The 25,774-nt window shown below is 51.7% G+C and carries 18 protein-coding genes and 1 pseudogene; 2 read left to right on the plus strand and 17 right to left on the minus strand.

The features are described 5' to 3' along the window. Positions 1 to 76: 76 nt before the first annotated feature. A complete protein-coding gene (locus K3T82_RS05335) occupies positions 77 to 1,078 on the minus strand; it encodes a BON domain-containing protein (RefSeq protein WP_220192449.1) in 1,002 nt (333 codons plus the stop codon). A gap of 308 nt (positions 1,079 to 1,386) precedes the next feature. Here K3T82_RS05335 and K3T82_RS05340 point away from each other — a divergent pair, with 308 nt between their 5' ends. Next, on the plus strand, positions 1,387 to 1,722 hold the full coding sequence (locus K3T82_RS05340; protein ID WP_220192450.1) for a VOC family protein: 336 nt from the start codon (positions 1,387 to 1,389) through the stop codon (positions 1,720 to 1,722). Between the two features lie 99 nt (positions 1,723 to 1,821). On the opposite strand, the gene K3T82_RS05345 is transcribed toward K3T82_RS05340, so the two are convergent. The 6 genes from K3T82_RS05345 to K3T82_RS05370 all read right to left on the minus strand — a co-directional run bounded on the left by K3T82_RS05345 (position 1,822) and on the right by K3T82_RS05370 (position 9,150). After that, a complete protein-coding gene (locus K3T82_RS05345) occupies positions 1,822 to 2,415 on the minus strand; it encodes a DUF4126 domain-containing protein (protein ID WP_220192451.1) in 594 nt (197 codons plus the stop codon). A 150-nt stretch (positions 2,416 to 2,565) separates the two neighbouring features. Next, on the minus strand, positions 2,566 to 3,948 hold the full coding sequence (locus tag K3T82_RS05350; RefSeq protein ID WP_220192452.1) for a glycoside hydrolase family 1 protein: 1,383 nt from the start codon (positions 3,946 to 3,948) through the stop codon (positions 2,566 to 2,568). Positions 3,949 to 4,118: 170 nt separating this feature from the next. Beyond that, positions 4,119 to 6,524 (minus strand): FAD-dependent oxidoreductase, encoded by a 2,406-nt coding sequence (locus tag K3T82_RS05355; RefSeq protein ID WP_220192453.1) that lies wholly within the window; start codon positions 6,522 to 6,524, stop codon positions 4,119 to 4,121. A gap of 27 nt (positions 6,525 to 6,551) precedes the next feature. Beyond that, positions 6,552 to 7,880, minus strand: coding sequence for a complex I 51 kDa subunit family protein (locus K3T82_RS05360; protein WP_220192454.1), 1,329 nt, complete (start codon positions 7,878 to 7,880; stop codon positions 6,552 to 6,554). After that, entirely contained in the window at positions 7,873 to 8,613 is a 741-nt protein-coding gene (locus tag K3T82_RS05365) for a hypothetical protein (RefSeq protein ID WP_220192455.1), read from the minus strand. The genes K3T82_RS05360 and K3T82_RS05365 overlap by 8 nt, the downstream gene beginning before the upstream one ends. 3 nt (positions 8,614 to 8,616) lie before the next feature. Then, complete coding sequence (locus tag K3T82_RS05370; RefSeq protein ID WP_268886645.1) at positions 8,617 to 9,150, minus strand: NADH-quinone oxidoreductase subunit B; 534 nt, start codon at positions 9,148 to 9,150, stop codon at positions 8,617 to 8,619. Positions 9,151 to 9,790: 640 nt separating this feature from the next. Between K3T82_RS05370 and leuB the strand changes: the two genes are divergently transcribed. Next, entirely contained in the window at positions 9,791 to 10,921 is a 1,131-nt protein-coding gene (gene leuB, locus K3T82_RS05375; protein ID WP_220192457.1) for a 3-isopropylmalate dehydrogenase, read from the plus strand. Here the strand turns inward: leuB and K3T82_RS05380 are convergent. The 10 genes and pseudogenes from K3T82_RS05380 to K3T82_RS05425 all read right to left on the minus strand — a co-directional run bounded on the left by K3T82_RS05380 (position 10,918) and on the right by K3T82_RS05425 (position 25,248). Further along, the gene (locus tag K3T82_RS05380; RefSeq protein WP_220192458.1) at positions 10,918 to 11,142 is read right to left on the minus strand and encodes a hypothetical protein; all 225 of its coding nucleotides are present in this window, start codon (positions 11,140 to 11,142) and stop codon (positions 10,918 to 10,920) included. The two genes, leuB and K3T82_RS05380, sit on opposite strands and share 4 nt — an antisense overlap. A gap of 81 nt (positions 11,143 to 11,223) precedes the next feature. Then, the gene (locus K3T82_RS05385; RefSeq protein ID WP_220192459.1) at positions 11,224 to 13,281 is read right to left on the minus strand and encodes a hybrid sensor histidine kinase/response regulator; all 2,058 of its coding nucleotides are present in this window, start codon (positions 13,279 to 13,281) and stop codon (positions 11,224 to 11,226) included. Next, positions 13,278 to 15,851, minus strand: a complete 2,574-nt coding sequence (locus K3T82_RS05390) for an Hpt domain-containing protein (RefSeq protein WP_220192460.1) — start codon at positions 15,849 to 15,851, stop codon at positions 13,278 to 13,280. Before K3T82_RS05390 ends, K3T82_RS05385 begins: the two co-directional genes overlap by 4 nt. A 105-nt stretch (positions 15,852 to 15,956) precedes the next feature. Then, a complete protein-coding gene (locus tag K3T82_RS05395) occupies positions 15,957 to 18,017 on the minus strand; it encodes a methyl-accepting chemotaxis protein (protein ID WP_220192461.1) in 2,061 nt (686 codons plus the stop codon). Between the two features lie 166 nt (positions 18,018 to 18,183). Then, positions 18,184 to 18,777, minus strand: a complete 594-nt coding sequence (locus K3T82_RS05400) for a chemotaxis protein CheW (protein WP_220192462.1) — start codon at positions 18,775 to 18,777, stop codon at positions 18,184 to 18,186. Positions 18,778 to 18,861: 84 nt separating this feature from the next. Beyond that, positions 18,862 to 19,227 (minus strand): response regulator, encoded by a 366-nt coding sequence (locus K3T82_RS05405; RefSeq protein ID WP_220192463.1) that lies wholly within the window; start codon positions 19,225 to 19,227, stop codon positions 18,862 to 18,864. Positions 19,228 to 19,425: 198 nt separating this feature from the next. Then, positions 19,426 to 19,794: pseudogene (locus K3T82_RS05410) on the minus strand (response regulator); the annotation flags it as partial. Then, positions 19,795 to 21,207: a DUF4388 domain-containing protein gene (locus K3T82_RS05415; protein ID WP_220192465.1), complete on the minus strand. Its 1,413-nt coding sequence runs from the start codon at positions 21,205 to 21,207 to the stop codon at positions 19,795 to 19,797. Between the two features lie 488 nt (positions 21,208 to 21,695). Continuing rightward, positions 21,696 to 22,427, minus strand: a complete 732-nt coding sequence (locus K3T82_RS05420; RefSeq protein ID WP_220192466.1) for a response regulator transcription factor — start codon at positions 22,425 to 22,427, stop codon at positions 21,696 to 21,698. Then, positions 22,417 to 25,248: a sensor histidine kinase gene (locus K3T82_RS05425; RefSeq protein WP_220192467.1), complete on the minus strand. Its 2,832-nt coding sequence runs from the start codon at positions 25,246 to 25,248 to the stop codon at positions 22,417 to 22,419. The genes K3T82_RS05420 and K3T82_RS05425 overlap by 11 nt, the downstream gene beginning before the upstream one ends. Positions 25,249 to 25,774 lie beyond the last annotated feature (526 nt).

The following is a 25,774-nucleotide window of genomic DNA, read 5'->3' on the forward strand; positions in this document are numbered from 1 at the left end:
AGTGCATAGAGGAAGAGGCGCGCATTGCAATTTACAATGCGCGCCTCTTCCTCTATGCGTTCTCATACCTGAGAAACTATTTAGTATGGCGAACGTATTTATCGCTTGGAACGTGATCCTTCGACTCCTCGTTTCCCGCGCTCGATAACACATAGAGCATCGACGCGTTGGGATCGACACGCAACTCGTTCTCAACCGATTGAACACCTGGGAAGCCGCTCACGATTTCCTCAGCAGCAGCATGCTGCTTCTTATTATGCACACTTCCGCTCAAGCGCACATGCCCCAGACGCGGATAGACGCCGATGGGAAGATCCTTGGTGCGCTCATCACGAGACATCACCATCGCTAGCTCACTTGCCAACTCGTCGTCAGCGATCAGACGATTCTTAATCTCAAGCAGGCCCGCGACACCCATAGCCTGGTCACCGACCATATCAGATCGCAGAGAGCTAGAGATATTGCCATCCAGATAGAGTACACTATCCAGTACACGTATCTCCATTCCTCTGAAATCGATATGCAACGGTCCCAGATCAAAGATATTTTCCTCAACCTCCGACTGGAGTTCCTGGTCCGAGCGATAGGCAGGTAATGCTTGGAGCGTAGATTCAGGCAAAGAAGCCTCGATACGACCGCTCTCAAGCTGTTTAAGGTAGGCACGCTCTAGCAAGACATCCAGCCCCTTCAGGCCCTTGGTTACGATATATGCCACTTCCCCATTGTCCGGGTAAACTGCTATCAGAGAGAGTCCACCCTCCGCTCCCGACTCGACATGGAATACACGCGCATGGCTATCAAACATCGCCGCGCCTGGGGCATCCTTACGCGCCCGCTCAAGCTCATCGCGCGAGATAGTCAGTGTCACCTTCTCGCTAGAGGCACTGGCAACCGTGTTAAAAGGTACATAGACAGTCCGGCCAAACAAGCGCCCTAGCCGGATACCCAGCACCACCATGCGCCAATTTTTGGCATCGAGGCCGATGTGAGTGAGCACACCACTCTCACCATCGGAGCAATAGACCTTGCTCCCGAAAATAAACTTCTGCATCTCTGCTATAGAAGTTGTTGTTTTCATATGCAAAATTCCTGATTACTTATGTACTGTGGAATAGAATATGGCTTCTCAAGCGCCAGGCAAGCACAATACCCCTTGGCGTGAAGATTTATCTCTCCATATTATGCCACGTTTTTGCACTTCTGTTTAGATACGTAAGATAACCACAATACAGAGTATAGCGCAAAACACGATTTATCACGAATCTTCAGGATTGTAGCCATATGTAACAACTGGTATGTCTCATAAATCTTGCCACAAGATGGCAAGATTTACATACTAAAATAAAGAGCGGAAATAAAAATATAAGCCCAAAGGAGCAACCAACCATGAAACTCAACCATGTTAATCTAACCGTTACCGATGTTCCAGCGGCAGCACACTTTCTCGAAAAGTATTTCGGATTACGCAACCAGGGTGGAAACCAGGGATTTACAGCACTTTTTGACGACGATGGGCTGGTGCTGACCTTAATGAAAGCAGGCGAGGTCTCCTATCCAAAAACGTTCCATATTGGATTTGCGCAGGAAAGCGAGGAGCGTGTCAACGAAATCTATCGTCGCATGCGAGAGGACGGATTTGAGGCGAATCCTCCACAGCGCTCTCATGCCTGGACATTTTATGTTCGCGCGCCAGGAGGCTTTATGGTTGAGGTGATGAGCTAGCACATTTCTCTACGATATCCCCTTTTATAAACACCCATCTTGAGTGAGACTGGAAGCCTTACTCAAGATGGGCATCAGCGCAAACGCATCCTGAAAGCATCACACAGAGGTAATCATTTCTGCTTGCTGCTTCCGCAAACGGCGAGCCTTCACCTTCTTATATAGTTTGATACTCACCACGATAAAGAGCACGAGGCACACAGCAACAATAATCACCATCACGGCAGGTAAGAAGAGGGAGAGCAAGACAGATAGTGCCATGCCGATATCCTCAAGGATGCTCAAGACAATATTCAATAGGCCTGCCGTGCCTACAGTTGAAGCGGCACGGGTCGTCGCCTTGGTCGCATGCGTAATGCCCGCGATACTCCCACCTGCGATGAGCGGCACTGCCAGGGCGGCACCCGAAGCATCACCTGTCGCGGCGGCAGCCACCAACGCACCAGCGATAGGGCGTAGGACTGTATGTATCGCATCCCAGACGTGATCAACACCTGGTATCTTGTCCGCAAAGAGATCAGCCAGAGCCAGCACAGCTAACCCAATCATAAACCAATCATTTGTCACAAAAGCGAAATCAGGATTGATTTTGTATAGATGAAAGAAGCGTACCGCTATCGAATATGAAAGTAGTGGCAGGTACGCGTTTATGCCTGAAGCAAAGGACAAACCATAAGCTGTTCCAATATCCATGTGTTCCCCTTGGCGTAGCAACCTCTTTGAGACGAATAACAATAACGATAAATGCACATCCCCTCATCTTCCATCCATACGGGTTCTACGTAGAAGAACGCATAAACGTTCCCTGGATCAAATGCTCTATACATTTCTCCGCAAGAGATGCTAGAGGGAAAGATGCAGCATCTCTTCTCGCGAGCCAAAGATACGCTCAAGCGATTCGGGGGCGTAGCGCGCAACGATCTCCTCAGTAATGGCATTGGCGCGGCATATCTCGCCAAACATGCTCGCGCTTCGGCGTGGTGTACGTCTCTGCGTCTCTGGGTCCAGGTCTACGAGGCCAAAGCGAACATGCCAGCCATTGTTCCACTCAAAGTTATCTACCAAAGACCAGTAAAAGTAGCCACGTACTGGAATCCCCTCGACAATAGCACGGTGTATTTGAGCCAGGTGTTCTAGAATCGCCCCTGGTCGTCTATCATCACGGGTATCGCAGAAGCCATTCTCGGTAATATAGAGCGGCTTATTTCCATGTGTACGCTTGTAGACCTGCCGGAGCACGCGATAGAGCCCCTCAGGATATATCTCGCCAAAATTCCCATCCAACCCCTCATCATTACGCGTCGACCCAGGACGAATAAAACGCCTGCCAAAGGCATCGCTTGTCGCCTGGGGATCAAAGCGCACCATCTCACGTGTATAATAATTAACGCCGTGATAATCCCGCGCCCCCAGCGCACGATGAATGCGCGGTGCAAACAGATTAAAAGGAAAAGCGTAACGCCCTTCTTCTGCCGCCTTAAGTGGGCTCCAGTTGAAGTAGGACTCCTGCAAGCCTGACACGGCTCGATCAAGCGGGGAGAGAGGGTTTGCAGGATCAAAGAGACGATAGTGCAGGCAGTACCCAATCTGCGCCTGCGGCTGATGCTCACGTATGACATAGAACGACTCGACATGGGCACGCATCAGATTATGTAACACCTGAATAGCAAGCAACATATTTCGCTCGCCTGGAGGAAACTCTCCCATCTGGTAGCCCTGGACAGCATAGACATTTGGTTCATTAATTGTCACCCAGAAATCGCATGCATCAGACAGAGCACGCGTCACATAGGAAACATAGCGTGTGAAGTAACGAATATTCTCGGCGCGAGCAAAACCACCGCGCTCGATAAACCAGAGCGGCTCCGTAAAATGATGGAGTGTTATCACCGGTTGAATACGTCGACGCCGCAGATCTTGCAGCATCAGACGATATCGCTCGATAGCTTCACGCTCCCATATACCCTCACGCGACTCAATACGACTCCACTCCAGACTCAAGCGCAGAACGTTATTCTCCATCTGCTCCGCCAGATCAAAATCTTGTTCTGCATTCTCCCACCAGTCCGCGGCTCGCCCACACTCCTCCCCGCTAAGGATACCTCCCTCCTGCTCCCAGCGATACCACTGATTGTTGGTGTTCCCTCCTTCGCACTGATAGGATGAGGAAGCCGTTCCCCACAGGAAACCAACAGGGAAGCGTAGCTCGTTCCGTCCTGCCATCATAGCTTTCTTCCAACCTTTCTGTCTGTTTTCTTCATCCTATCACATTGCGCCGCCAATGTAATTTTTCCCTCCTGCCCGCTCATCAAATAAGGCCACTTACACAAAAGCAACAGCGCCAATCCTCTTGAGAATTGGCGCTGTTGCTTATCTTGAACTTGTGAGCGATAGAGTTACTCGCGGATACCGCGTGGTGCCAGCGGGCGAACCAGTGGGCTCATGACTGGCAGGCTCTTCTTGCTGCGTGGCAGGCGCTGGCGAACCAGGTAGTCTGGTGCGTTCGCCAGATCCTGCTTCTCCAATGTGACATCTTCTCCGAAGCGGTTGAAGAATGAGAGCTCGAAGTTGGGAGTCTCACCCAGCGCACCGTGAGGGCAGACCTCGACACAATCACCGCAGAAGATACAGCGGTCAAGCGCGAAGGCATAGCGTGTCAGGTGGCGCTCCGCCATCATCAGAGAGCCAGTCGGGCAGACCTGAACGCAGGCACCGCAGGAGACACAGTCGGTATCATGCAGGCTGACATTAAAGGGCGTTGAGACAATCGTATCGAAGCCCTTACCAAACATGCCATAACAATCAGGGCCAATCACATCATGGCAGACGCGTACACACTGCGTGCAGTTAATACACTTGTTGGGATCACGCAGGATGAAGCTATGAGACAGATCTGTATCATAGTCATGATAGTCAGTTGGCTCACCATCATGGAAGCGATTATCAGCCAGACCATGCTCAATGCTATAACGCTGCAAGTCACACTGTCCAGCAGCTGGGCAGGCGCACTGAAGACAGCGAGCAGCCTCACGCTGCGCCTGCTCCTGCAGGTATCCCATCTCAATGATGCGGAAGTTGCGCTTGCGCTCTTCATAAGGCAGCATAGGCATCTTGACTTTGGGCTCGACTGGCTTATAAGGCACAATGTCGAAGAGGTCAGGCTTGCGCTCTTCCAGTTCCAGGCGACGAGCGACCTCGTCCATATCCTCACCCATCAAGAAGGCATGGACCGAGCGAGCACCCAACTTACCCTGTGCGACGCACTCAATAACCGTCTTCGCGCCCATCTGGCAGTCACCACCAGCGAAGACCGCGTGGCGGTCGGTCATAAAGTTGTGAGGATTCGTCTGGATGGTGCTCCACTTGGTCCATTTCACGCCCGACTGAACATCAAGTACGCGCTCATCAGGCTTCTGACCAATGGCGGGAATGACCGTGTTGCAATCTACCACAAACTCGGAGCCAGGAACAGGCACCGGACGACGGCGACCACTAGAATCAGGCTCACCCAGTTTATTACGCTGGAATTCGACGCCCTTTACCTTGCCACCCTCAGTAATAATACGAGTCTGGCTGACATAGAGCTGAAGGTGTGTACCCTCGGCCTCACCGTCCTCGACCTCTTCCTGTGTCGCACCCATCTCACCACGACCGCGACGGTACATAGTATGTACCTTAGCGCCCAGGCGGAGCGAGGTACGTGTGCAGTCAAAAGCGGTGAAACCACCACCGATTACAACGACCTCATCGCTTTCGCGTACGGGAACAAACTTACCCTCGACCTTTTCACCCAGGAAAGCGATGGCGTTCACTACACCCTCGGCGTCCTCACCCTCGATCTTCAAAGGGTTACTGGTCCAGGCGCCAATCGCCAGATAGATGGCGTCAAAGCCTTGAGCGAAGAGATCATCGACCGTGAAGTCCTTGCCAAGCTCGACATTAAACTGGATATCTGCGCCCAGATCAAGCACCTGTTGCAGTTCACGATCCATCATGTCTTTCTGCAAGCGATACTCTGGAATACCATAACGCAGCATACCACCAGCCTGCGGCTGCTTATCGAAGATCTTGACATAGTGACCGCGCAGCGTCAGATAGAACGCGGCAGCCATACCGGCAGGGCCAGCACCCACGACCGCGACCTTCTTACCAGTCGACGGGTCCTTTTCGTAAGGAACGGGTGGATCGAGCAGACAGGTCTCGGCGGCATGTCCATGCATACGGCAGATGGCGATCTCTTCATCAACCAGCGCGCGGCGGCAGCCTGTTTGGCAGGGTGCCGGACAAACTAGGCCCAGGATGTAAGGGAAGGGCAGCACCTCTTTAACCAGGCGTGCAGCCTCCTTCATCGAACCTTGCGCGATCAGCTCCAGGTAGCCAGGGATATCAATGTGTGTTGGGCACTCGACCTGGCAGGGGGGCTGACAATAAGCGTTATGGTCGGAGAGCATCATCTCCAGATTGGTGCGGCGAATATGGAAAAGCTCATCCGAATTCGTTTGCACCACCATACCTGGCTGCGCTGGCGTATTGCACGATGGCAGGGGTCGATCCACGCCCTCGATATGCACCAGGCACATGCGGCAGGCAGAGGTTGGCTCCAACTTCTCATCGTTACACAGGTTAGGGATATCCTCAATCCCATTGTCGATAGCGGCGCTCAGGATGGTCTGGCCCTCATACGCCTGCATGACCTTCCCATCAATCGTAAGCGTAAAGCTCGGATGGCCTACCTCGTTGCGCACCAGAGGGGTCTGTGCCTGAGCCGTGATAGAGAAATTATCTCGAACTGATATTGCCATGAATACTTATCCTCTGTGAATCGCTGACTATGGCAAAACGTGCTTCGTCACGAAACGATGCGAGCGCACGGGTGAACATGTTCCTGTTGGGCACTGTAACTCCTGCACATGGAGCGTAAAGTGCTCAGGCCAGTAACGCTTCGCGGTCTTTAGCGGGTTGGTTGCCTGCACGCCAAAACCACACAGTGAGCCATTGGGAACATAGGAGGCAAACTCATCGAGGACATCAAGGTCGCCATTCACGCCCAGATCGCTCACCACACCCTCTAGAATACCAGTAATACGCTTCACACCTAGACGGCAGGGAACACACTTGCCACAGGACTCTTTGCTAAGATAACGGCTTCGCTCCATCGCCCAGGCTACCATACAGGTACTCGCGGGCAGAACCTCAATGACACCAGAGCCCACAATCGCTCCAGCCTCTTCGATAGGATCATAATCGTAAGGCGTATCCAGCAGAGATGGAGGTAAAGCGCCTCCCTCAGCGCCACCAACAACTACGGCACGTATATCATCAGCGCCAGCATCGACCCCGGCCTGGGCTAAGATAGCACGCAGGCTTGTTCCAAAGGGAACCTCAACGACACTCGGCTCGCTGTTAACACCAGCACCATACACGGTCAGGATTTTGGTGCCACCGGTCATATTCGTGCCCAGGCTAGCAAATGCTCTGGCGCCTTCGCGCACAATCACTGGAACGTTAGCAAGCGTCTCCACACTATTGATCGCGGTTGGCTTATCCCACAAACCATATTGCGCGGGGAATGGCGGACGCTGTTCCGGCATACCACGACGACCCTTGATCGCCGCGATCTGTACAGTCTCCTCACCGCCAATAAAGCCAAGATCAACCGCTACAACTGAGATATTGCAGCTAAAGTCAGTTCCCAGGATATCGCGTCCTACCAGATTAGCCTCCACGGCCTCTTGTAGCGCGGCTTGCACCGTCTTGATGCCATCCTGATACAGGCTGCGTGTGAACAGGTATGCCTCGGACGCTCCCGTCGCATAGGCCGCGAGTACGATACCTTCAATGATCTGATGCGGATTGTATTCCAACAAAAGCTGTGCCGCCAGAGAACGGCTATCGGCATCGTACGCGTTACAAATAACATATTTCTGATCGTCGGAGGTATTGCGTACAATACGCCACTTTTCACCAGTCAGGCGACCAGCACCACCACGTCCACGCAAGTTCGCATCAGCGACTTGCTGGATCAACTGCTCAGGTGTAGACTGACGAAGCGCAGCTTCGAGCGCTTTATAGCCGCCCACACTACGATAGGCAGCAAGCCCGCGTACATCGCTGTCATCTTGCTGCCGTAAAAGACGATTTACCTTTTTCTCAGGCATTTGGCTGCCTCACATGATGAATATTTCCCCACAACCCACGCTTATCGGGTGCCCATCCTCGCTCTGGCTGGTCATTACGCGTCACGCCTTTGATTGCGGGTGCTGGCTTGAACTTAGGACTCATCGTAGCGATACCAAACACATCGCTCAGGTCTACACCGCGAGCCTGAACGACACGCTTCGCCGCCTGCAATGGTAGATAGCCATATATATCCATAATTGCATCTAGCAGGCCGGGAAGTGCTGAGGCGTCAAACGACCACTGCTCAAGCAAGGCATCGACCCGACTCAAATCAATCCCAGGCTCCAACTCATCCTTGACTGGCATAGATACACAGGGAGCAACTGGCTTATTAAAGTAATCAACCGCGTATTCAGAGATACGAGGTTTGTAGAAACCTGCCTTCGGCGTGCCGGACGCATTGCCTAGTTTGCGTGGCGTAAACTTCTCAGCACCGTCACGGATGTACGATTTGTACCAAGGGCGCTCCCTCCACTCGTACATCGGCTCATACTCAATTGTAATCGCGCGTGGAGGGCAGGCCTTCTCACACAGCAGGCATGCCTCACACTTCAGGTTGAACTCCGTCTTGAGGCCCTCTTGCGCGATCAACTGAATCAAGCCACGGCTACGCGCGGGCAGCTTCGGCTTTTCATACGGGTATAGCCTGGTTAGCTTTGGTCGGAACATATGGCTAAAGGTCAGGCTCATCCCTTCAAGGATACCACGCATACGCTATACCTCTATCTCAATCTCGCCACGCACCTTCAGGCCCTGCTTCGCAATCTTTTCACGCAGTTTGAGAATGCCCTCAATCAGAGCCTCTGGACGAGGAGGACAGCCAGGAACATAGACATCGACGGGAACGATAGTGTCTACCCCTTGAACTGTATAATAACTATCATAGAACTCACCGCCAGAATTGGCGCATTGTCCCATACTCAACACCCATTTGGGCTCAGGCATCTGCTCATACAGCATACGCAGGCGAGGACCCATCTTCACGGAGACTGTTCCCGCGACAATCATCAGGTCCGCCTGTCTGGGGCTCGCGCGGAACACCTCTGATCCAAAACGAGACAGGTCATATTGGGGGGATGAGGCAGATGCCATCATCTCAATCGCGCAACATGCCAGACCATACGTCAGCGGCCAGACAGACTTTGAGCGCGCCCAGTTTTGGGCCCATTGCAGCATGTCCGCTACGCTTGTCAACTGAACGGGTAACTCCTGGTCACCAGGGGTATATTCGTGAGGCCCAGACGCCATAGAGATAGGAATCGGCTTACGTCGCTTCCCAGCATCCGAAGCCTGTGCCTCGTCACTATATTTGCTGCTCATAATGTTCAAGAACTCCTAATGGCAAAGGTTTTAGCAGCGCCTATTGCTCGGTTTTGTAATGTATTTAATTAGGCCGGGCAAGTATATAAACGGGGATTTCTGCTGTACACTTTCCTTGTTTGTACATTCCACCTTGGCACTATTATAGCACGTCCGGTCGAGCGGTGCCACAGCGTTACCACGCGTTTTTACCCGCCTGCATGGGCATCTTTGCCCCCTCCAAACGCTCTCCCTAGCCCGTAAAGCACCGCTTGCTTTTGCCGTGTCGTCCTACATCCTTACCCACGCCCCTTGTGACACGCAGGTTACATGGGATAAGATGACAGAAGCATACATAACACATTGGCACATCTTGCCTGTGTATTTTAACTATAAGAAAAGATGCCCTCTTTTCCCATACCGGGTAGCATCTCTTCGCACCAATAGACTCATGCCCCCTGAGCTGAGTCGCATCCTTATCCGACACCTTTAGGCAGGCGATGTTTTCTAGCGCTCGCGCTGATGCCGTCTCCTCGTTGAGAGAGCGGCGGCCGAGGGTGTCCTATTCAGCATAAAGGAGCACAACCACGTGGGAACCTACTCAATCGCGGTGCTGCCGGGCGACGGCATTGGTCCCGAAGTCATAGAACAGGCTGTTCGCGTTCTGAACGTCATTGCCCAAGCCTATGGACACACCTTCCACTTCCAGCATGGTCTGGTTGGTCTTGCTGCCATCGAGGCGGAAGGGAAAGCTATTTCAGAAGAGACTCTGGCAACTTGCCAGAAGAGCGACGCCATTCTCTTTGGCGCAGTTGGAAGCGCGCAGCATGGAGCAACCGTCAAACCAGAAGAGGCTCTCTTCCGTCTGCGCAAAGGGCTTCAATTCTTCGCCAACCTGCGACCAGTTCGCCCACTCGACGCTATGCTCGATGCCTCCTCCATTAAGGCTGATATTTTGCGCGGCACAGACCTGATTGTTGTACGCGAACTGACTGGAGGGCTCTACTATGGACACCTGGAGCCAAATGTACCAGGGAAACCCAGTGAGATTCGCGAAACCGAGCGAGGATACGAAGCTATCGACACCTTGCTCTATAGTGAGGAAGAGATAGAGCGCATTCTCCGTGTCGCCTTCGATACCGCGCGCGAACGTCGCAAAAAGGTTACATCCGTCGACAAGGCCAATGTCCTTAGCTCTTCCGTCCTCTGGCGACGAATTGCCGAGCGAGTTGCCAAAGACTATCCCGATGTCACGTTTGAGAATTTGCTTGTCGATGCCTGTGCTATGCACCTGATTCGCCAACCAGCGAGCTTTGATGTCATCGTAACCGAAAACCTCTTCGGTGACATCCTAACCGATGAGGCATCGATGCTCGCTGGCTCTATGGGAATGTTGCCATCTGCCAGCCTGGGCACACGCCGCACAGCGCATGGTCTCTTTGGTCTATACGAGCCCATTCATGGCTCAGCCCCCGACATCGCTGGGCAGAACAAGGCCAATCCTATAGCAGCCATCCTGACAGCGGCTATGCTGCTTCGCCATTCGCTGGGCTTAAAAGAAGAAGCCGCGGCCATTGAGGCCGCGGTGGAGCAGTGCATAGAGGCGGGTTACCGTACTGTGGATCTCCGCGAAGAAGGAAAAGAGATCCTGGGTACGAGAGAGATGGGCCAGCGCATCGCTGAGCGGGTGGCTGCTTTGGCTGGCAACAAGCTCTCCTAACCCATCATCGATTTTGGGCAGGGCCCCAGGAAGTGCAATTTCTCCTGAACCCTTCTGAGCTGGAGTGCGGCTTCGCTCTTTTGCGATGTCGCACTCTCTTTGTTCGCGCTCGTCTCCTGCTCGCTAGCAGTGGAGTTTAAGTCTGCTTCCAGCGCGGAAATCTCGCTAAGTAGCATCTGACGCTCCACATACCATCGAGTAACAGATCGTTCAACCCCCATCTGGACGCTCCTCTCAAAACACAGAGTATAGCCTTCTCAAACCGGCTATAGAGCGACCTCACGCTAGAATCGAGAATGATTCTAGCGGACAGGTGCCCCATAGACCAATGTATTGAGCGTATTCAAGAGATCCTCATCCTGGTAAGGCTTGATTACATAAGCACTCGCGCCAAGCTGCATCGCGCGTTGCTGGTGCTTCGCGGCAGCGCGGGAAGTTAGCACCACCAGCGGCAGCGTGCGATATTGCTCCTGGGCGCGGACTGTCGCAGTTAACTCATAACCATCCATACGAGGCATTTCAATATCGAGTAACACGGCGGCGGGAGTCTCCTGAGAAATCATTTCCAGGGCCTCGACACCATCGCGAGCTGTCTTCACTTCCCACCCATGTTGCTTGAGCATGTTGCTTACAACACGTCGTACACTGGGACTATCATCGACAACCAGGATATGCTTGCCGCGTTCAGCAGGGGCACCTCCTCCCGAACTGACAGGCTGCATCACAGCGGTTGTCGCGCGCCCAGGAGTCGCCATGTTGACACTCTGACGCACTATGGGCTGCGGCCCCGCTGTTGTGTTACTCGGCGCTGCCGTCTTAGCACGGGTGGAAAGCAGGTTATTGAGTTCCAGGATAAGCACGACCTGACCATTACCAAGAACTGTCGCGCCAGCGATACCATGAACTTGACGCAAGTGAGGACCCATATTCTTCATCACAATATCATAACGCCCTTTAATCTCATCGACGATCAAGGCCACGCGATGACCACCAGCATTCACAATCAACAACTGTGCTCGATCATCAATCGTGCTTATTGGAAGCGAGAGATACTGTGAGAGAAGATGCAATGGATAGAGTTCATTACGGATCAAGACGGCAGGCTGATTCCCCAGCATCGAGCGCTTGAAGCTATCCAGACGCCCAATTGACTCTACTACCAGCGTTGGAATCGCGAACTGCTGGTCCGCCACACGTACCATCATAGCATTCTGAATTGCCAGGCTAGTCGGGAACTTCATGGTAAAGGAAGTTCCCTGACCAGGAGCCGACTCGACTTCTAGAGTGCCTCGCAAGCGCGAAACGCTATCGCGTACGACATCCAGTCCTACGCCACGGCCGCTCTCCTCGCTTAGCACCTCGGCGGTCGAGAAGCCTGGGCGGAAAATCAAGTCAATGAGGTCGCCCTCACTTAAATGCTGACTAGGATGGATCAGGCCGCGCGCGAGCGCCGACTGGCGAATGTTTTCAGGGTCCAGGCCCTTACCATCATCACTCACCGTAATGACCACCTGGTTTCCTTCATAGCCCGCCGCAAACTTGATTTGCCCTGAGGGGGATTTCCCCTTCTGGCGACGAATCTCGGGCCGTTCCAGAGCATGGTTTACCGCATTACGCATCAGGTGGAGCAGGGGGCCCGCAACCTCCTCAAACACCGTACGGTCAACCTCAGTCTCCTCACCTTCCAGCAGGAACTCAAAGTCCTTCCCTTGCTTCAAAGCCACCGCGCGCGCGGCTCTATAGAGGCGTGGAGCCATCGAAGACAAGGGAACCAGGCGGACTTTCATCAGCCGATCCTGGAAGGTTGTGCTCAAGCGACTCTCACGTGCGAAGACGCTTTCACACTCTCGGATAACCGACTCCATCTCATTACTCAGGGTCGCCATATCCGAGATACCTTCACTCAAGCCGCGCGAGAGCTGATAGAATTCGGTATAACGGTCCAGTTCCAGTTCGTCGAACTCTGCCAGGTGCGAGGGCTGCACAGATCCATTGTTGACCAGTACCAAGCTTTGTTCGCCCTCATTATTTGCGACTTCCAGTGAACGACCACTGGGTAGCGTCGCAGCCTCGAAACGCGTGTCCAACTTCTGGCCTACATCTTGCAGGCGATTACTACTCACGCCAACATCAGAGACCAGGCGCATCAAGCGCTGAATACGCTCCTCAAGCACACTACGATTCACCAGGAGCTCACCAAAGAGATTAACTAGTTCATCAAGCTTTTGCAGCCTGACACGTACATTCAGGTCACCACGCGGTGTACGCGAAGCGCCAAGATCGCCTGTGGCTGTATCTTCATCAACAACCGTACTGGAAGTTAGCACGTCCTCAGAGGAAGTGTCCTCCTCATAGGTCATACTATTGGGCACTGGAGACGCAAAGGAAGGGTTGTACCCAGGATACTGGCATACCGCATGCGCAGCGCCTCTGCTTTTGCGTCATCATCACTTAAGGGTTTATCCAGGTGCACGACCATACTATCCAGGGTCTCAGCAGTATCCAGAATCACACTCACGACGGCTGGTGTAATGGGCGTATTACCTTCCATCACACTATCTAGCAGGTCTTCCGAAGCATGCGAAAGATCAGAGATGGACCGGAAGCCCATCATACCCGCAGCCCCTTTGAGTGTATGGGTAGCGCGACGAATACCCTGAATCAGATCGCGATTGTTTGGATCACTTTCCAGCGCAGCCACATGCACGCTAATTGACTGCAAATGCTCCTCAGCCTCCAGGCGGAAGATTTCAGCCGCTTCATCACCAAAATCGCTATTAAACGCCGGAGCAGGCTGAGGCGGTGCAGCAGGCTTAGCAGGTGTTTGTGCTGGTATATGAGGCTGACTATATGTAGGCGCCACTGACTGGGATGTAGGAGCTTTCGGCTGTTGGGATGGTTGATGAGCAACCTCTCCTCCGAGCGATTGCCTGGCACGATCCAGGTAATTTGTCGCCGCAGAGTTTTGCGCATCTTGAGTGGAAGGAGTTGTGGCGCTTCCCAGGCCAAGAGCGGAAGGTCCCAGAGTCGAGATCTGGCCCAGGAACTCCTGACGAACCTGAATCTCAATCTCATTACGCAACCGCCGCTCTAGATCAGACATTGACTCGCCCAGGCGAGGTAGAGACGCAGCTTGAGCATTGGCTGATTGCCATTGAGCTTGACTTTCATACTCACGTCTCACCTCTTCGCGAACCTGCGGCTCTAGCTCACCACGGACTTGTGACGCGATCTCGGCTCGTAACGCCTGTATATCCCCCTGGCGCTCAAACGTAACACGTTCGCGTAGAGTTTCCGGGTTCTGTGAACGCTGCATCTCCCAAGAAGACCAGCCTTCTTTTTGTCTGAAGAGTGGCTCATTTTGAGTCTGCTGCAAACGTTCTTGAAGTTGTTGGAACTCCAGGCTACATGATTCAACAGCCGTCTGAATTTGCTGGATAGTCCAATGGACCTGCTCATCCGTCGTCTCAAAGCCACTTGAAATATGGTTCAGGCGCTCCAGAACTTTCTTAAGTTTGGAGTTCGATACCCACATCACCGAAAGTGGAAGATAGCGACGCACTTGCTCTGGGCTATTCCGCAGATTTAGGCCCATAGCGCGCCCAGCCCAATCCTCCATCCGATCCAGAGCATCCTTCGAACCATCCAGGAAGCCTTTAAACTCTTTGCGCTGCTCCTCAATGATCTCAATTGAGAGGCGGAGTTGTGAGGTAACTTCCTGCATCGTGGCAAATATCGATGTCAGGTTCTGCGTTTCACGCTGCGCCACCTCATAGCTCGCTGATAAGGAAGCTCCTTGCACATTCAACTGTGCTGGCGACGTAGGAGCGACAGGAAGTGAGGTTGCTTCAGGCTCTGACGCGAACGGCTGATACGAAGTCTCCCAGGCAGGTATTGATTGCTGATTAGCTTCCGTTCCAAAAGGTGTCTCTACCTGAGGTGCCATATTCCGTGATGAATCGGTTGTGCGCGGCCATTGCTCTATATCAACGGGCGAAAACCGCGATAAATCGGAGAGATCAGGCTGTATGACATCGTTCTGCTGCGTCTCAGGCTCCAAATATGTAGACTCCTGTGGAGCACTACTCGCATGGTAATTTTCAAGGGATGGAGCTGAAGAAGCAACATCAGGCACAGAAGGCGGATTTCCTGAAAATGGAGTGTTGGGGGGTGCAGAGGGCATCCCTCGCATAGAAGCCATAAGCTCTTCAAGGGCACTGGCAGAAGAAGCCGCTGGTTGTACAGGCTGGGAAAACGGGGGGGGGGATTGTGTTTGCTGCTGAGGATGAGACAGCTCTTCAATTGACTCTCCCGGCCACTCCATATCTTCATCTTGTGACGAGCTTGGGGTGCGAAACGATTCCAGAACCTCGTCAAACGAGGGCATCGCAGATGTGCCAGGAGTAATAGGTGGCAAAGGGGCCCCAAACTGAGGGCTATAGCCCGGTTCCTGCATGGTTGAAAATGATGCCAGACTATCAAGCGGGAACGAATGTGCTCCCGTCATCTGGGGTGGTGCGGTCTCGCTTGAAGCATCCACCTCAGCGCGATAGCGCGCATAGTCAGCATCGTCTTCCGCAATTACCGCATCCTCGTCAATTCCACTACGGATACCCTCTATAAGTTGATGCAACCGACCTAACGAACGATGCAATAGACCTAGCAAAGGTTCATCAAGTGTCGTTAAACCATCTAATGCATCCCCTAAGATATCTTCCATCCCATGAGCCACATGTGCCAGACCAGGAAGGTCCATCATGGAAGCGGAGCCACCGATAGTATGCGTTCGGCGGTGCGTTTCTTCAAGGGCATCCATGTCGTTCGGGGTGAGAGCCAGTCGCTCCAGATTCTTCTCTATCTCTGGCAAATAGCTATTCACCTCTTCGATAAACGAATCGAGGACTGATAGTTTATCAAATGTATTCGACATGTTGCGCTTACCCACTTACCTATCTCAGTGTCAGGCAATTCCCTTTTGAAGGGAATGACCTAACACTGATCTGCTATTTGTTGCTGTATGTACGAGCACACAATGCTAACGCTGGAAAGGCGGTTGATCTGAGCTCTTCTCGCCAGGCCAGCGTTGCTGCTGTGGTTGGCGGGTTCCAGGCTGACCTGGGAAACCTGGCTGCGAGACAGGGCCGAGAGGTGTATTTGGTGGCATGGAGAATCCATTAGGGTTAGGGGCACCAATACCAGGGAGTGAATTCTGCGGCAACCCAAAGCCGCTATTCATACCCTGAAAACTGTCAGCTCCATCCAGATTCGCGAAACCTTGTTGGCTCCCTAAGCTGCCAAACTGATCGTTTTGCCCGCCAAAGCCACCAAACTGATCGTTCTGCCCACCAAAGCCACCAAACTGATCTCCCTGGTCTCCAAAGCTACCAAACTGATCATTCTGCCCACCAAAGCTGCCAAACTGATCATTCTGTCCACCAAAGCTACCAAACTGGTCTCCAAAGCCCTGCTGTGAACTCATGCTCTGGGCATTTGAACGCGAACCAAGAGCAATAAGTGACTCATTATTAGGCTCTGGAAGTGGTGGGAAACTGCCCGCGAAGCTTTGATTGCTATTCCATTCCCCATCATTACCGCCTGGAGCAGCAAGACTAGGAAGTCCGAAGCTATCTAAGCTATTATTGTTCCCAGAAGGGAGCTCAGCAATAGATGCCATTCCTGGGAAGGTACCACCAGCGACTTCACTTGCATGATCTGGCAGGCGGAAGGTTGAAACCGAAGCGCGCAGTTGCTCAGCGAGTTCAGCAAGATAGCTCACACTTACCGCTGCTTCCTGTGTGTTGGAGTCGGTCTGGCGAGTAATCTCTGAAATACGACCCATAGCGACAGCAACGGCTTCAGAGACGCTGGTCTGCTCATTCGCGGCATGCGCGATGCTCTCAATCATCTGCGCCTGACGTTCAACATCAGCGTAGATGGAGTTCAATGAACGTTCAACGTTATCTGCCAGCTGTGATCCCTTGACAACTTCCTGGGTGCTATCTTCCATAGCCACAACAGCTTCGTAAGTATCACCCTGAATACTCTTGACAAGTGTCGCGATACGCTTCGTCGATTCCGTCGATCGCTCAGCCAGGAGGCGGATCTCATCGGCAACAACCGCAAAACCTCGTCCATGCTCACCAGCCATCGCCGACTGAATCGCGGCGTTAAGAGCAAGCAAGTTTGTCTGATCAGCGATATCTTCGATGATACGTACGATTTCGCCGATCTCATTGGATCGCTCACCCAAGCGCTTGATCTTCTTCGCGGTCTCTTGCACATTCTCGCGAATCAGCATCATGCCTTCAATTGTCTGACGCACCGCCTGCTGACCATTAGTCGCATTACGCAATGCCTGTTGAGATACATCCACGCTCGTCTGGGCATTTTTCGCGACGCTTTGAATAAAGACAGCCAGTGCCTCTACAGCCTCGGTGGTTTGTGAAATCTGCGCCACCTGCGTCTCGGATGCTTGCGTCAGTTCGTTGGATCCGTCCAGAATTCGACGAGTCGCATTAGTGACCTGTACAGCGGTTGACTGCACGCGACCCACAACCTTCGCCAATTCTTCGATCATATAGTTAAACGAGTCCGCCAGCACACCCAATGTATCAGGAGTGACCTCAGCCTGTACGCGAAGATCACCATCACCAACCGCACTTACCTCTTGCAGTAGTTTCTCAATCTGAGCCTGCAAGGCCGCAGCATCGCTACCGCCACTACCAAGAGCAGCATTGGGGGTGGGGCTTTGATGCTCAAGTAGGGAATTGATCGACATACCCAGAACGGCAAAGTCGTCATCCCCATTTACCGCTACACGGGCACTGCGATCACCATTTGCATACTCGCGGCACGCCTCAATAAGGCCCTGAACACGATCTTTCACTCGCCTCTGCATTAAATAATTAACGATAAGCACAAGCAATACGACTACCACCGCACACCCAATGATAAGACCGATCAGCGCCCCCCCACTCATTTGTAGAGATAAGCCACCTAGAACCGCGAAGGCAATCAACGGGACTAGCGCTGAGACGATCATACTCGTCTGCATGATGCCATCGACGGTCATACCCTTGTTCCGATCAGGATTCATCCCGCCAGACCTCCTGTCATTTTTACGATCTGCCTCTAACGTCTTCTGCGAAACCCGACCCCATTCGGGGGCACCCTCACAAGAGGGTACTGCGGCGGCGGCACCACTTCGTGGCGAGCGCGCTCAGGTTCTCGAATAGGTAGTAAGCCGGGTCACGAAAGACCCACTAGCCGATAGATTCGTAGCGCTGCATTTTCTCAGAGAAAAGTAACTGTGTCACATCCAATAGAACCAGTACACGTGTCGCAAGCAACGCGCACCCAGCAGCATAGGGTGTAGCCCAGTGAGGAATTGTAGCCTGACGCACATTCCCATTAATAATAGCGGTATCAGGAATAGGAAGCATCTCACTGACACTATCAACCACGAAACTGATTACCATCTCATTTTCCTGCAACGAGAGTAACCGTGTACGTGATGTCTGTGCCGCTGGCCCTAATCCTAGAAACGTGTGAAAATCCACTACTGATATAATCGAACCACGCAGGTTAATAACCCCTAGTACCCAATCAGCAACATTGGGAACCGCAGTCAACAAGCCAAGGCGCTCTACACCTTGAACTTGCCCCGCTTTTACGGCGAAGTCGTGGCCAGCTAAAGAGAAGACCAGATATTGCTCGCCAACTACTGCGGAAGCACCCTCAGCTCCCGGCAGACCACTACCAGAAGGTGCTGAAGATGCAGTAAGCATTCTCTCTTGTAGCTGCTGAATAGCAGCTAGTCTATCGCGTTGCAACATTTTCAGATTCTCGCTGGACACAAAACTACTCCCCAAAGGAACAGGCGTGTACCGCCTGACGCTATCTCAAGTTTTTAACACGTCCTGGTTAATACGTGGTCCCTTTTAGACCAGGCGACGCACGCTTGCGATAAGCTCTTCATCTTTGAATGGCTTGGTAAGGAACATATCCGCACCTTGCCGCAAGCCCCAGGACCGATCGAGCGCTGTGTTCTTACTCGTCAACAAGATAATCGGAATATGTCGACTTGCCTCCAGGCTCTTCAGCCTTCGGCATACCTGAAACCCATTCTGCTTAGGGAGCACTACATCCAACACAATGCACTGTGGACGCTCTTTGAACACCTTCTCGAAGGCTTCTTCGCCATCAACGGCTGTAACAACCTCAAATCCGCTGTTACGTAGAGGAGCCACAATCATCGTCAACTCTGTCCAACTATCATCCACAACGAGTACTTTCTGCCCAGGCATCCTATTATAACCTTTCCTAAACATAGCATACCAGTGTGATGGGAGTTTAAGGCTATAATACTATGCTTTTCTTTACCTGGCATGTTTTGCATAGGTAAAGCTGAACACAAACATGTAGTCGTATTTTTAGCCTCGACGGTATCTGGTGCGTGGGCGCATTTGCTCCTGCCGGACCGGCATTCTATCCTGCCAGTTCACCAGATGCTTTTTGACTGTTTGCACCAGTTCAGCGGAGTCAAAGGGCTTTGTCAGGTACTCAGTAGAGCCCGCCAGACGCCCTCGCATCTTGTCAAACAAACCGTCTTTCCCACTGAGCATAATAATTGGAATTTGCCGAAACTGCAAGCTTTTACGAATTATCTGGCAAATATGGTACCCATCCATACGAGGAAGCTGAATATCTAACAAAATAACGGCTGGCATCTCGTCAGCCACAGAGGTCAGAGCACTGAGTCCATCACTGGCGGTTATGACTCGAATATTCTCTCTTTGCAGGGTCATCTGCACAATTTTGCGTACGGTGGGACTATCATCCACCACCAGCACCGTTGGTTGATCCACTGCCATTTAGATTGTCCTCCTTTGCGTTTCCGGCGACCAGAATTCTCCCTCATTCTGGACCGCTCCTCTTGTGTTTTGTACGATGCCAAATGGAGAGCCCTGCTGCATCTGCTGCACACGTTGCCCTCTAGCTTGCTGCACATTTTTTTGTGCTCGATAAAACTGGTACTTTTGGATCTCGCCATCAATTTCCGAGAGGAGGACACGCCAAGCCATCGCAATCTGACGACCCATGTGCGAATTCCCAACTTCATCCTTTGCTAGCGCGTCAAAGACCATACGCAAATATGCGGAGAGACCTAATACAGCCTCTCCATAAAATTCTTCTAGCTGTTCTCCCTTAACAACTTTATTGAGGGTCAGTATATCACTACAATCAAGTTGTCCTTGAATAAAGGTGGCAGTCTCTAAAATCGGATACTGGTGTCTGGCAAGCTCTTGCAGGGGTGGCACGAAGCGTCGCTCGATAAAGCGCATTATTTCGGATTGAGTGAGCTGCCCTCTGCCACGCAAGCTGCGTGCAAAACTACCGTGATGCACAAAAAGCTCATTGACACAGTCACAGAGCGCCTTTATAAGGCCCAACAGCAGTTGTTCAACGTTTGTCACTTCGCGATAATGCTGGAGAGTGGTTTGGCAGCGAATGATTATATTTGAGAGATCCAATTGCAGGTTGTTTTCCAGAGCTGTATCCACGACTTCGATCAAATGGAGGTTGAGGAGCTGCATCATAACACGAGCAACACGAGCTTCAGGAGTCATCTGCACCAGGGCAATGGCCTGTAGGGGAAGTTCGCCATTACATAGGCAGAGAACTTCTATAGTGTCCTGGTTGAGACCCAGGCTCCGTAGATCACGCTTAACGTCGGGAGACCAACGAGCCATGACACTACGCGTGAGTTGAGTGATCCCCTCCGCGACAATCTCTTCCCATTCGTCAGCCTGCCGTAGGGCCTCCAGCAGCACAGAATCCACATCAAGCGGCTGCATGGCCGTATCCATAGGCAGGAGCTGACGATGAAATGAAAAACGCCCATTGACCCAGCGCATAGCATGACTAATAGATTGAGTCACGGCGAATTCCAGCCGTCTCTGCATCTCGCTCGCTGGCATCCAGCCGCGCTCTACGAGCAATTGTAAGGCTATTTGCATATTGCCGCGAGCCATCTCTTGAATCTGCTGCACACGTGGAGGGTCCAGCCTGTTAATCAAGCAGAGCATACTCAGGAGGTCTGGCTGTGGCACACCCTCCTCATGTAGCCCTACGATTTTCCCCTTTCGCAGACTGATAGAAAGAGTGTCTGGCCCAGAAGAGACAAATAGCTTTCCTGTTTTCTCGCTTAGCGCAAGCATTTTAAGGATAGATTGGAGTCCTAATGTTTGTAGGTCTCCATCCATGATGCGATCTTGCTGCTCCATTGTGGTCCCTAGTTCCTTTTACCGACTAGCCTATAAATCCCCATCTGCGATCTTTACAGGCATCTACGTCTGTGCTCATCGCGCGTATGCTATAGACATTCCGTCATAATTTTCACGTTTACTTTTGTATATATCTGCTTACTAAGACACCTATTCCGCGCCTTCCCTGACACCCCATGCATTTTGTGCTATTCTCTAATGTAGGTCGCATTGCTCTTCCCAACACACAACATACCCACCCACTCCATGCTGATCGCTCTTGAGTATTGCTCCCTTGCACTCGCTCTCTCGCCCCATCGCGAAATACGATCTTTATCCACATCCCTTCTCACCACGCATACTCTCTCGTTACTCTCAAACCAGGGATACATGAAGCCTACTTCGGAAATCCACTTCGTCAAGGTCGCGCTTCCATAAGAAAACACACCCTAGCTCTATAGTTTATACCAAACACGCTCGGCTTGCTATATCCCACCGTTAAGATTGTATTAAAGATTCTGGGCGACAACCTGGCCGCGAAAAACATAGCCTATGCCCGGCTCAGTAATGATATAGCGTGGATGGGATGGCGTCTCCTCCACCTTAAGGCGCAATTGCCTCACATAGACTCGCAAGTAATCAGACTCTTCGCCATATTCTGGGCCCCATACTAAGCGCAACAGGTTGCGATGCGTCAATACACGGCCCGCGCTTAACATGAGTTGCTTTAAGAGCTCGAATTCTGTAGGTGTGAGGCGAACCTCATGCTTACCAGCCCGCACCTGACGTCGTACCAAGTCCATAGAGAGATATTGGTCTTCACTAACCAGTATCTCTGCCTGCTTCAGATTATCATCAGATGACTGTGTGCGCCGCAAGCAGACACGCACACGTGCCATTAACTCCTCACTGCCGAAGGGTTTAGTCAGATAGTCGTCCGCTCCCAGGTCCAGAGCCTTCACTTTTTGCTTTTCCTCGCTTATAGCGGAAAGAACAATAATCGGCGGCTTGGGTCCCTGGTGGCGGATCTCGATACAGACATCAAGGCCATCATACTCCCCTGGCATACACAAATCCAGCAGAATCAGGTCAGGATGATGCAAGCGAACCATATCCAATGCATCTTTTCCATTCCCAGCGACAAGCACTTCGTATCCACCCGCCAGTAAGTTCTTGCGAAGAACCCGCTGGATCACTTCTTCGTCATCCACAACGAGTATGCGCTTCCCTTTAGCTTTCATGATGATTCTCCTGGACTACTTCTTGTACAGGTTGTGCGATTGCGTCCATAGGATCCATCCTATTGCGCGTATGCGCGAAACCAGGCTGATGCTCTTGTTCCAGCGATATTCTCGCGTGCGGATACAGAGGCACAGTGAAAATAAAGCAAAGACCCGTTCCTCCTCGCTCATCACTCACTTCGCCAATACGCTTTGTCACGTCCTCTTTGGTGGTTTCAACCCAGATTTTGCCCTGGTGAGCGTCGATAATACCTTTACAGATCGCCAGGCTCAAACCATTGCCATAGGTACGCGAACTATAGAAGGCTGTAAAGACGCGTTCGCTCTCCTCTTCCGGAATGCCGCTAATGTTATAACCAATAACTGACACACGTAATGAGTCTTCTACTTTCTCCGCACGAACAGTAACGGTACTCTGTGGGGGACTATGACGCGCAGCATTCTCTATAAGATTATAAAATACTCTTTCCAGTTGTACATGGTCAACATAGGCCATCAGAGATACATCTGGAAGAATAATCTCAATATGATGCTCACTGGCAACGCGATTCAGCTTAACGAGTGCGCCATGGATCACTTCAGCAACCTCGCACCATGAGTGTTGAAGGACTAGTGCTCCCATTTCGATTCGCGATAATTCCACCAGAGCATTAACGAGCACGCTCAAATGGTCTGTTTCGCTCTCAATATCACCAAGCAAAATTCGGCGATCTGCTTCATCCCATTCCAGATCTTCTTGTAAGAGCCCTGTAACTGCTGCTTTAATCGTTGTTAGAGGAGTTCGTAAATCGTGTGAGACTGAGGAGAGAAGCGCGGAGCGATTTCGTTCGTCGCGCGCCTGCTCTGTGACATCCCGCGCCTGAAGTACATATGAAATCAGGTGGCCATCGTCAGCGAATAATTCATGGCGTCGGAGATGATAATAATAATCGGTCGACATACTCTCCATTTCGCGTCTGGTATGCCGCCTATTCGTCATAGAGGTGTTCTCTCTCTCCGGATGTGCCATAACAGCACAGCGCACACCTTGAGCGTAACCCAGACCTTGCACAAAACTTTGTAGATAGTGACGCACCTCGTCGGCATTACGCGTCCGAGACAAGAGGCCTGAGAAGGCATTCTCCAGAGTAATAACACCCTCTTGCTGCTGGCGCCGCGCAAGCCAGAATGGCGAATTATAAACACTGTAGACATCAGCAAGCTTGTTCATGCTACCTGCCAATTGCGCGTCACAAAGTGCCTGAGCGTTGGGGTTCAAATATAGACAGTAGCCATTTATATCCACAACAATCCAGGCATCGTCTTTGCCATTTTCACGCTCGATCAAACGACTCAGTTCACCTAGCCATCCTGTTTCCTCAAGTGCAGTCTCTGCTGTTCGCGTTAACCAACGCACAGCCGCAGATTCTTCGCCAGCCTCATCCCTCTCCACAGCAAAGGGAATCTGAGAACTGTCTTCCCTCTCTTTTGTTAGCGCTTCCAGTAGATGGCTTTCACCGGGCAATCCTTGCTCAGCCAGATCAGCATAAATCATGGATTGCCAGTTCCATTCCTCTTTCGTGAGCAGGTGATTACCCACAAAACGGAGGATACTTTGCAGGCTAATACCATAGGTACGCTCTGTCTCTTCTCTTAGCTGCTCAATCAGCGTCAGGTCTTCGGCGGCTCGCGCAGCCTTCACCTCAGCACTCGTCGGTTCTTCATTTCGCTGAAGCACATGCGCACGCTCAAGCTGCTCAAGAGCACGCTGGAAACGGCTTCGTTGATGAGCTGACTCTAAGAGCATCCCATTGTGAATGGCGAATGTAGCCTGACTGGCAAAGAGCGAGAGAATTTCTACTTTAAGTGGAGTAAAGCCACCAGCGTCTGGAGCACAGAGTAACAGCGCTCCTAGCACAGTTGTCCCCGATACCAAAGGATAGCAGAGAATCGAAAGCATACCCAGCTCTTCAGCAAAGAAACGGCTCATAGGGAAGCGCACATCCGTGGCAATGTTGTCCGAGACAAGGCGCGTCTGCGTTCTCAGCGTTTGACTGAGAATGCAGAAATCACTAAGCGATTTCTGACTGACAATCCTTTGTAAGCGCTTCGCGTCAAGCCCCTTCTGAGCCTCCAGGCGCATTCTACCTTCGCGTTGTCCTAACATAATAATCGCAGAGGAGACATTTAAAGCGCTGGCAATACCAGCTACAATACGCGAAAGAATGGTAGGCAAATCGATACGGGAGGTTAGAGCACTGGAGACGTCCTGCAAAGCCTGACGCTGGCGATCATAAATAACCGCACTTCCTCCGAGTTGTGCGCGCTCAATCGCAGCTGCCAGTACTTTTGCAACTCCATCAATGAGGCGTTGCAAAGTCGTATCGGCATAGGTATTCAGCCCCACGCTTCCCAATTCCAGCGCACCTAATACTCGTTTATCTTCCAGAACAAGGGGTGCAATGACGGTAGAACGAAGCTGAGCCTGTCCACTCAGCGCATCGCCAGTCTCACCAGGAGGACCATCAAGACCGTCAGGATAGTTATTCACCATGAGCATTGGAGAACCCAATACTTGCTCTAACATTGAGCCCTGAAGCGGGTGCTGATGTGGGAAAACACGCCACTCACGCCCCTCGCGGCGACATACAGCAACACGCACTGCTTGGCGATCATGCCGCAACAATACCACGCCGAACACATCAAAAGGGATAGCCTGCTCAAGTTCAGCCGCGAGCAGGGCATAGTTAGGCTTGGCATCACGTACGCTTGTCACAATGCGGATGACACGCTCAATGATCGCCGATTCTTCTACCGTCGATGTGTTCGTTCTAGCATCCATGGCTTTTCCTAATAAACAGTTCTATGCGACCACTTCTCTAAGGGAGAGAGACACATCACTAGGCCCCATCTTATACTACAAGTATGATAGAAGACAAGTTTCTTGTACAAAAGGGTGCAATATTTACTTATAGGGTACTTTTATACATGAAAGCTGCAATCCAAATCGACTCATATCGCATCAAAGTATACCATAGTGCTGGGCTTTGTCGTCAATATGGGCGAATAGAATCGCTCGAACTTCGCATTTGTCTTATAATAGGATTCATTTAACCGAAGAATGGCTGTTCTCCCATCGCAGCCTTAGACTTACTCTGCAAGTGTACCATACTCCTTCGTGTTATCCCTTCCCTAAATATCCCCAGAATATGAAACATCTATCATAATACGCCCGATTTACCTATAAACATCTATAATATCAACCCACATTAGTGAACACTTTGTCACAAAAATCCCTAAAACTACCAGTTATCCGCCATTTTGCTGATCGCTAATCGTCTCTATATAGAAAGGACTCCTGAGAACAA

The sequence above is a fragment of the Ktedonospora formicarum genome (genome assembly GCF_016587355.1).
Classification (GTDB): domain Bacteria; phylum Chloroflexota; class Ktedonobacteria; order Ktedonobacterales; family Ktedonobacteraceae; genus Ktedonobacter; species Ktedonobacter formicarum.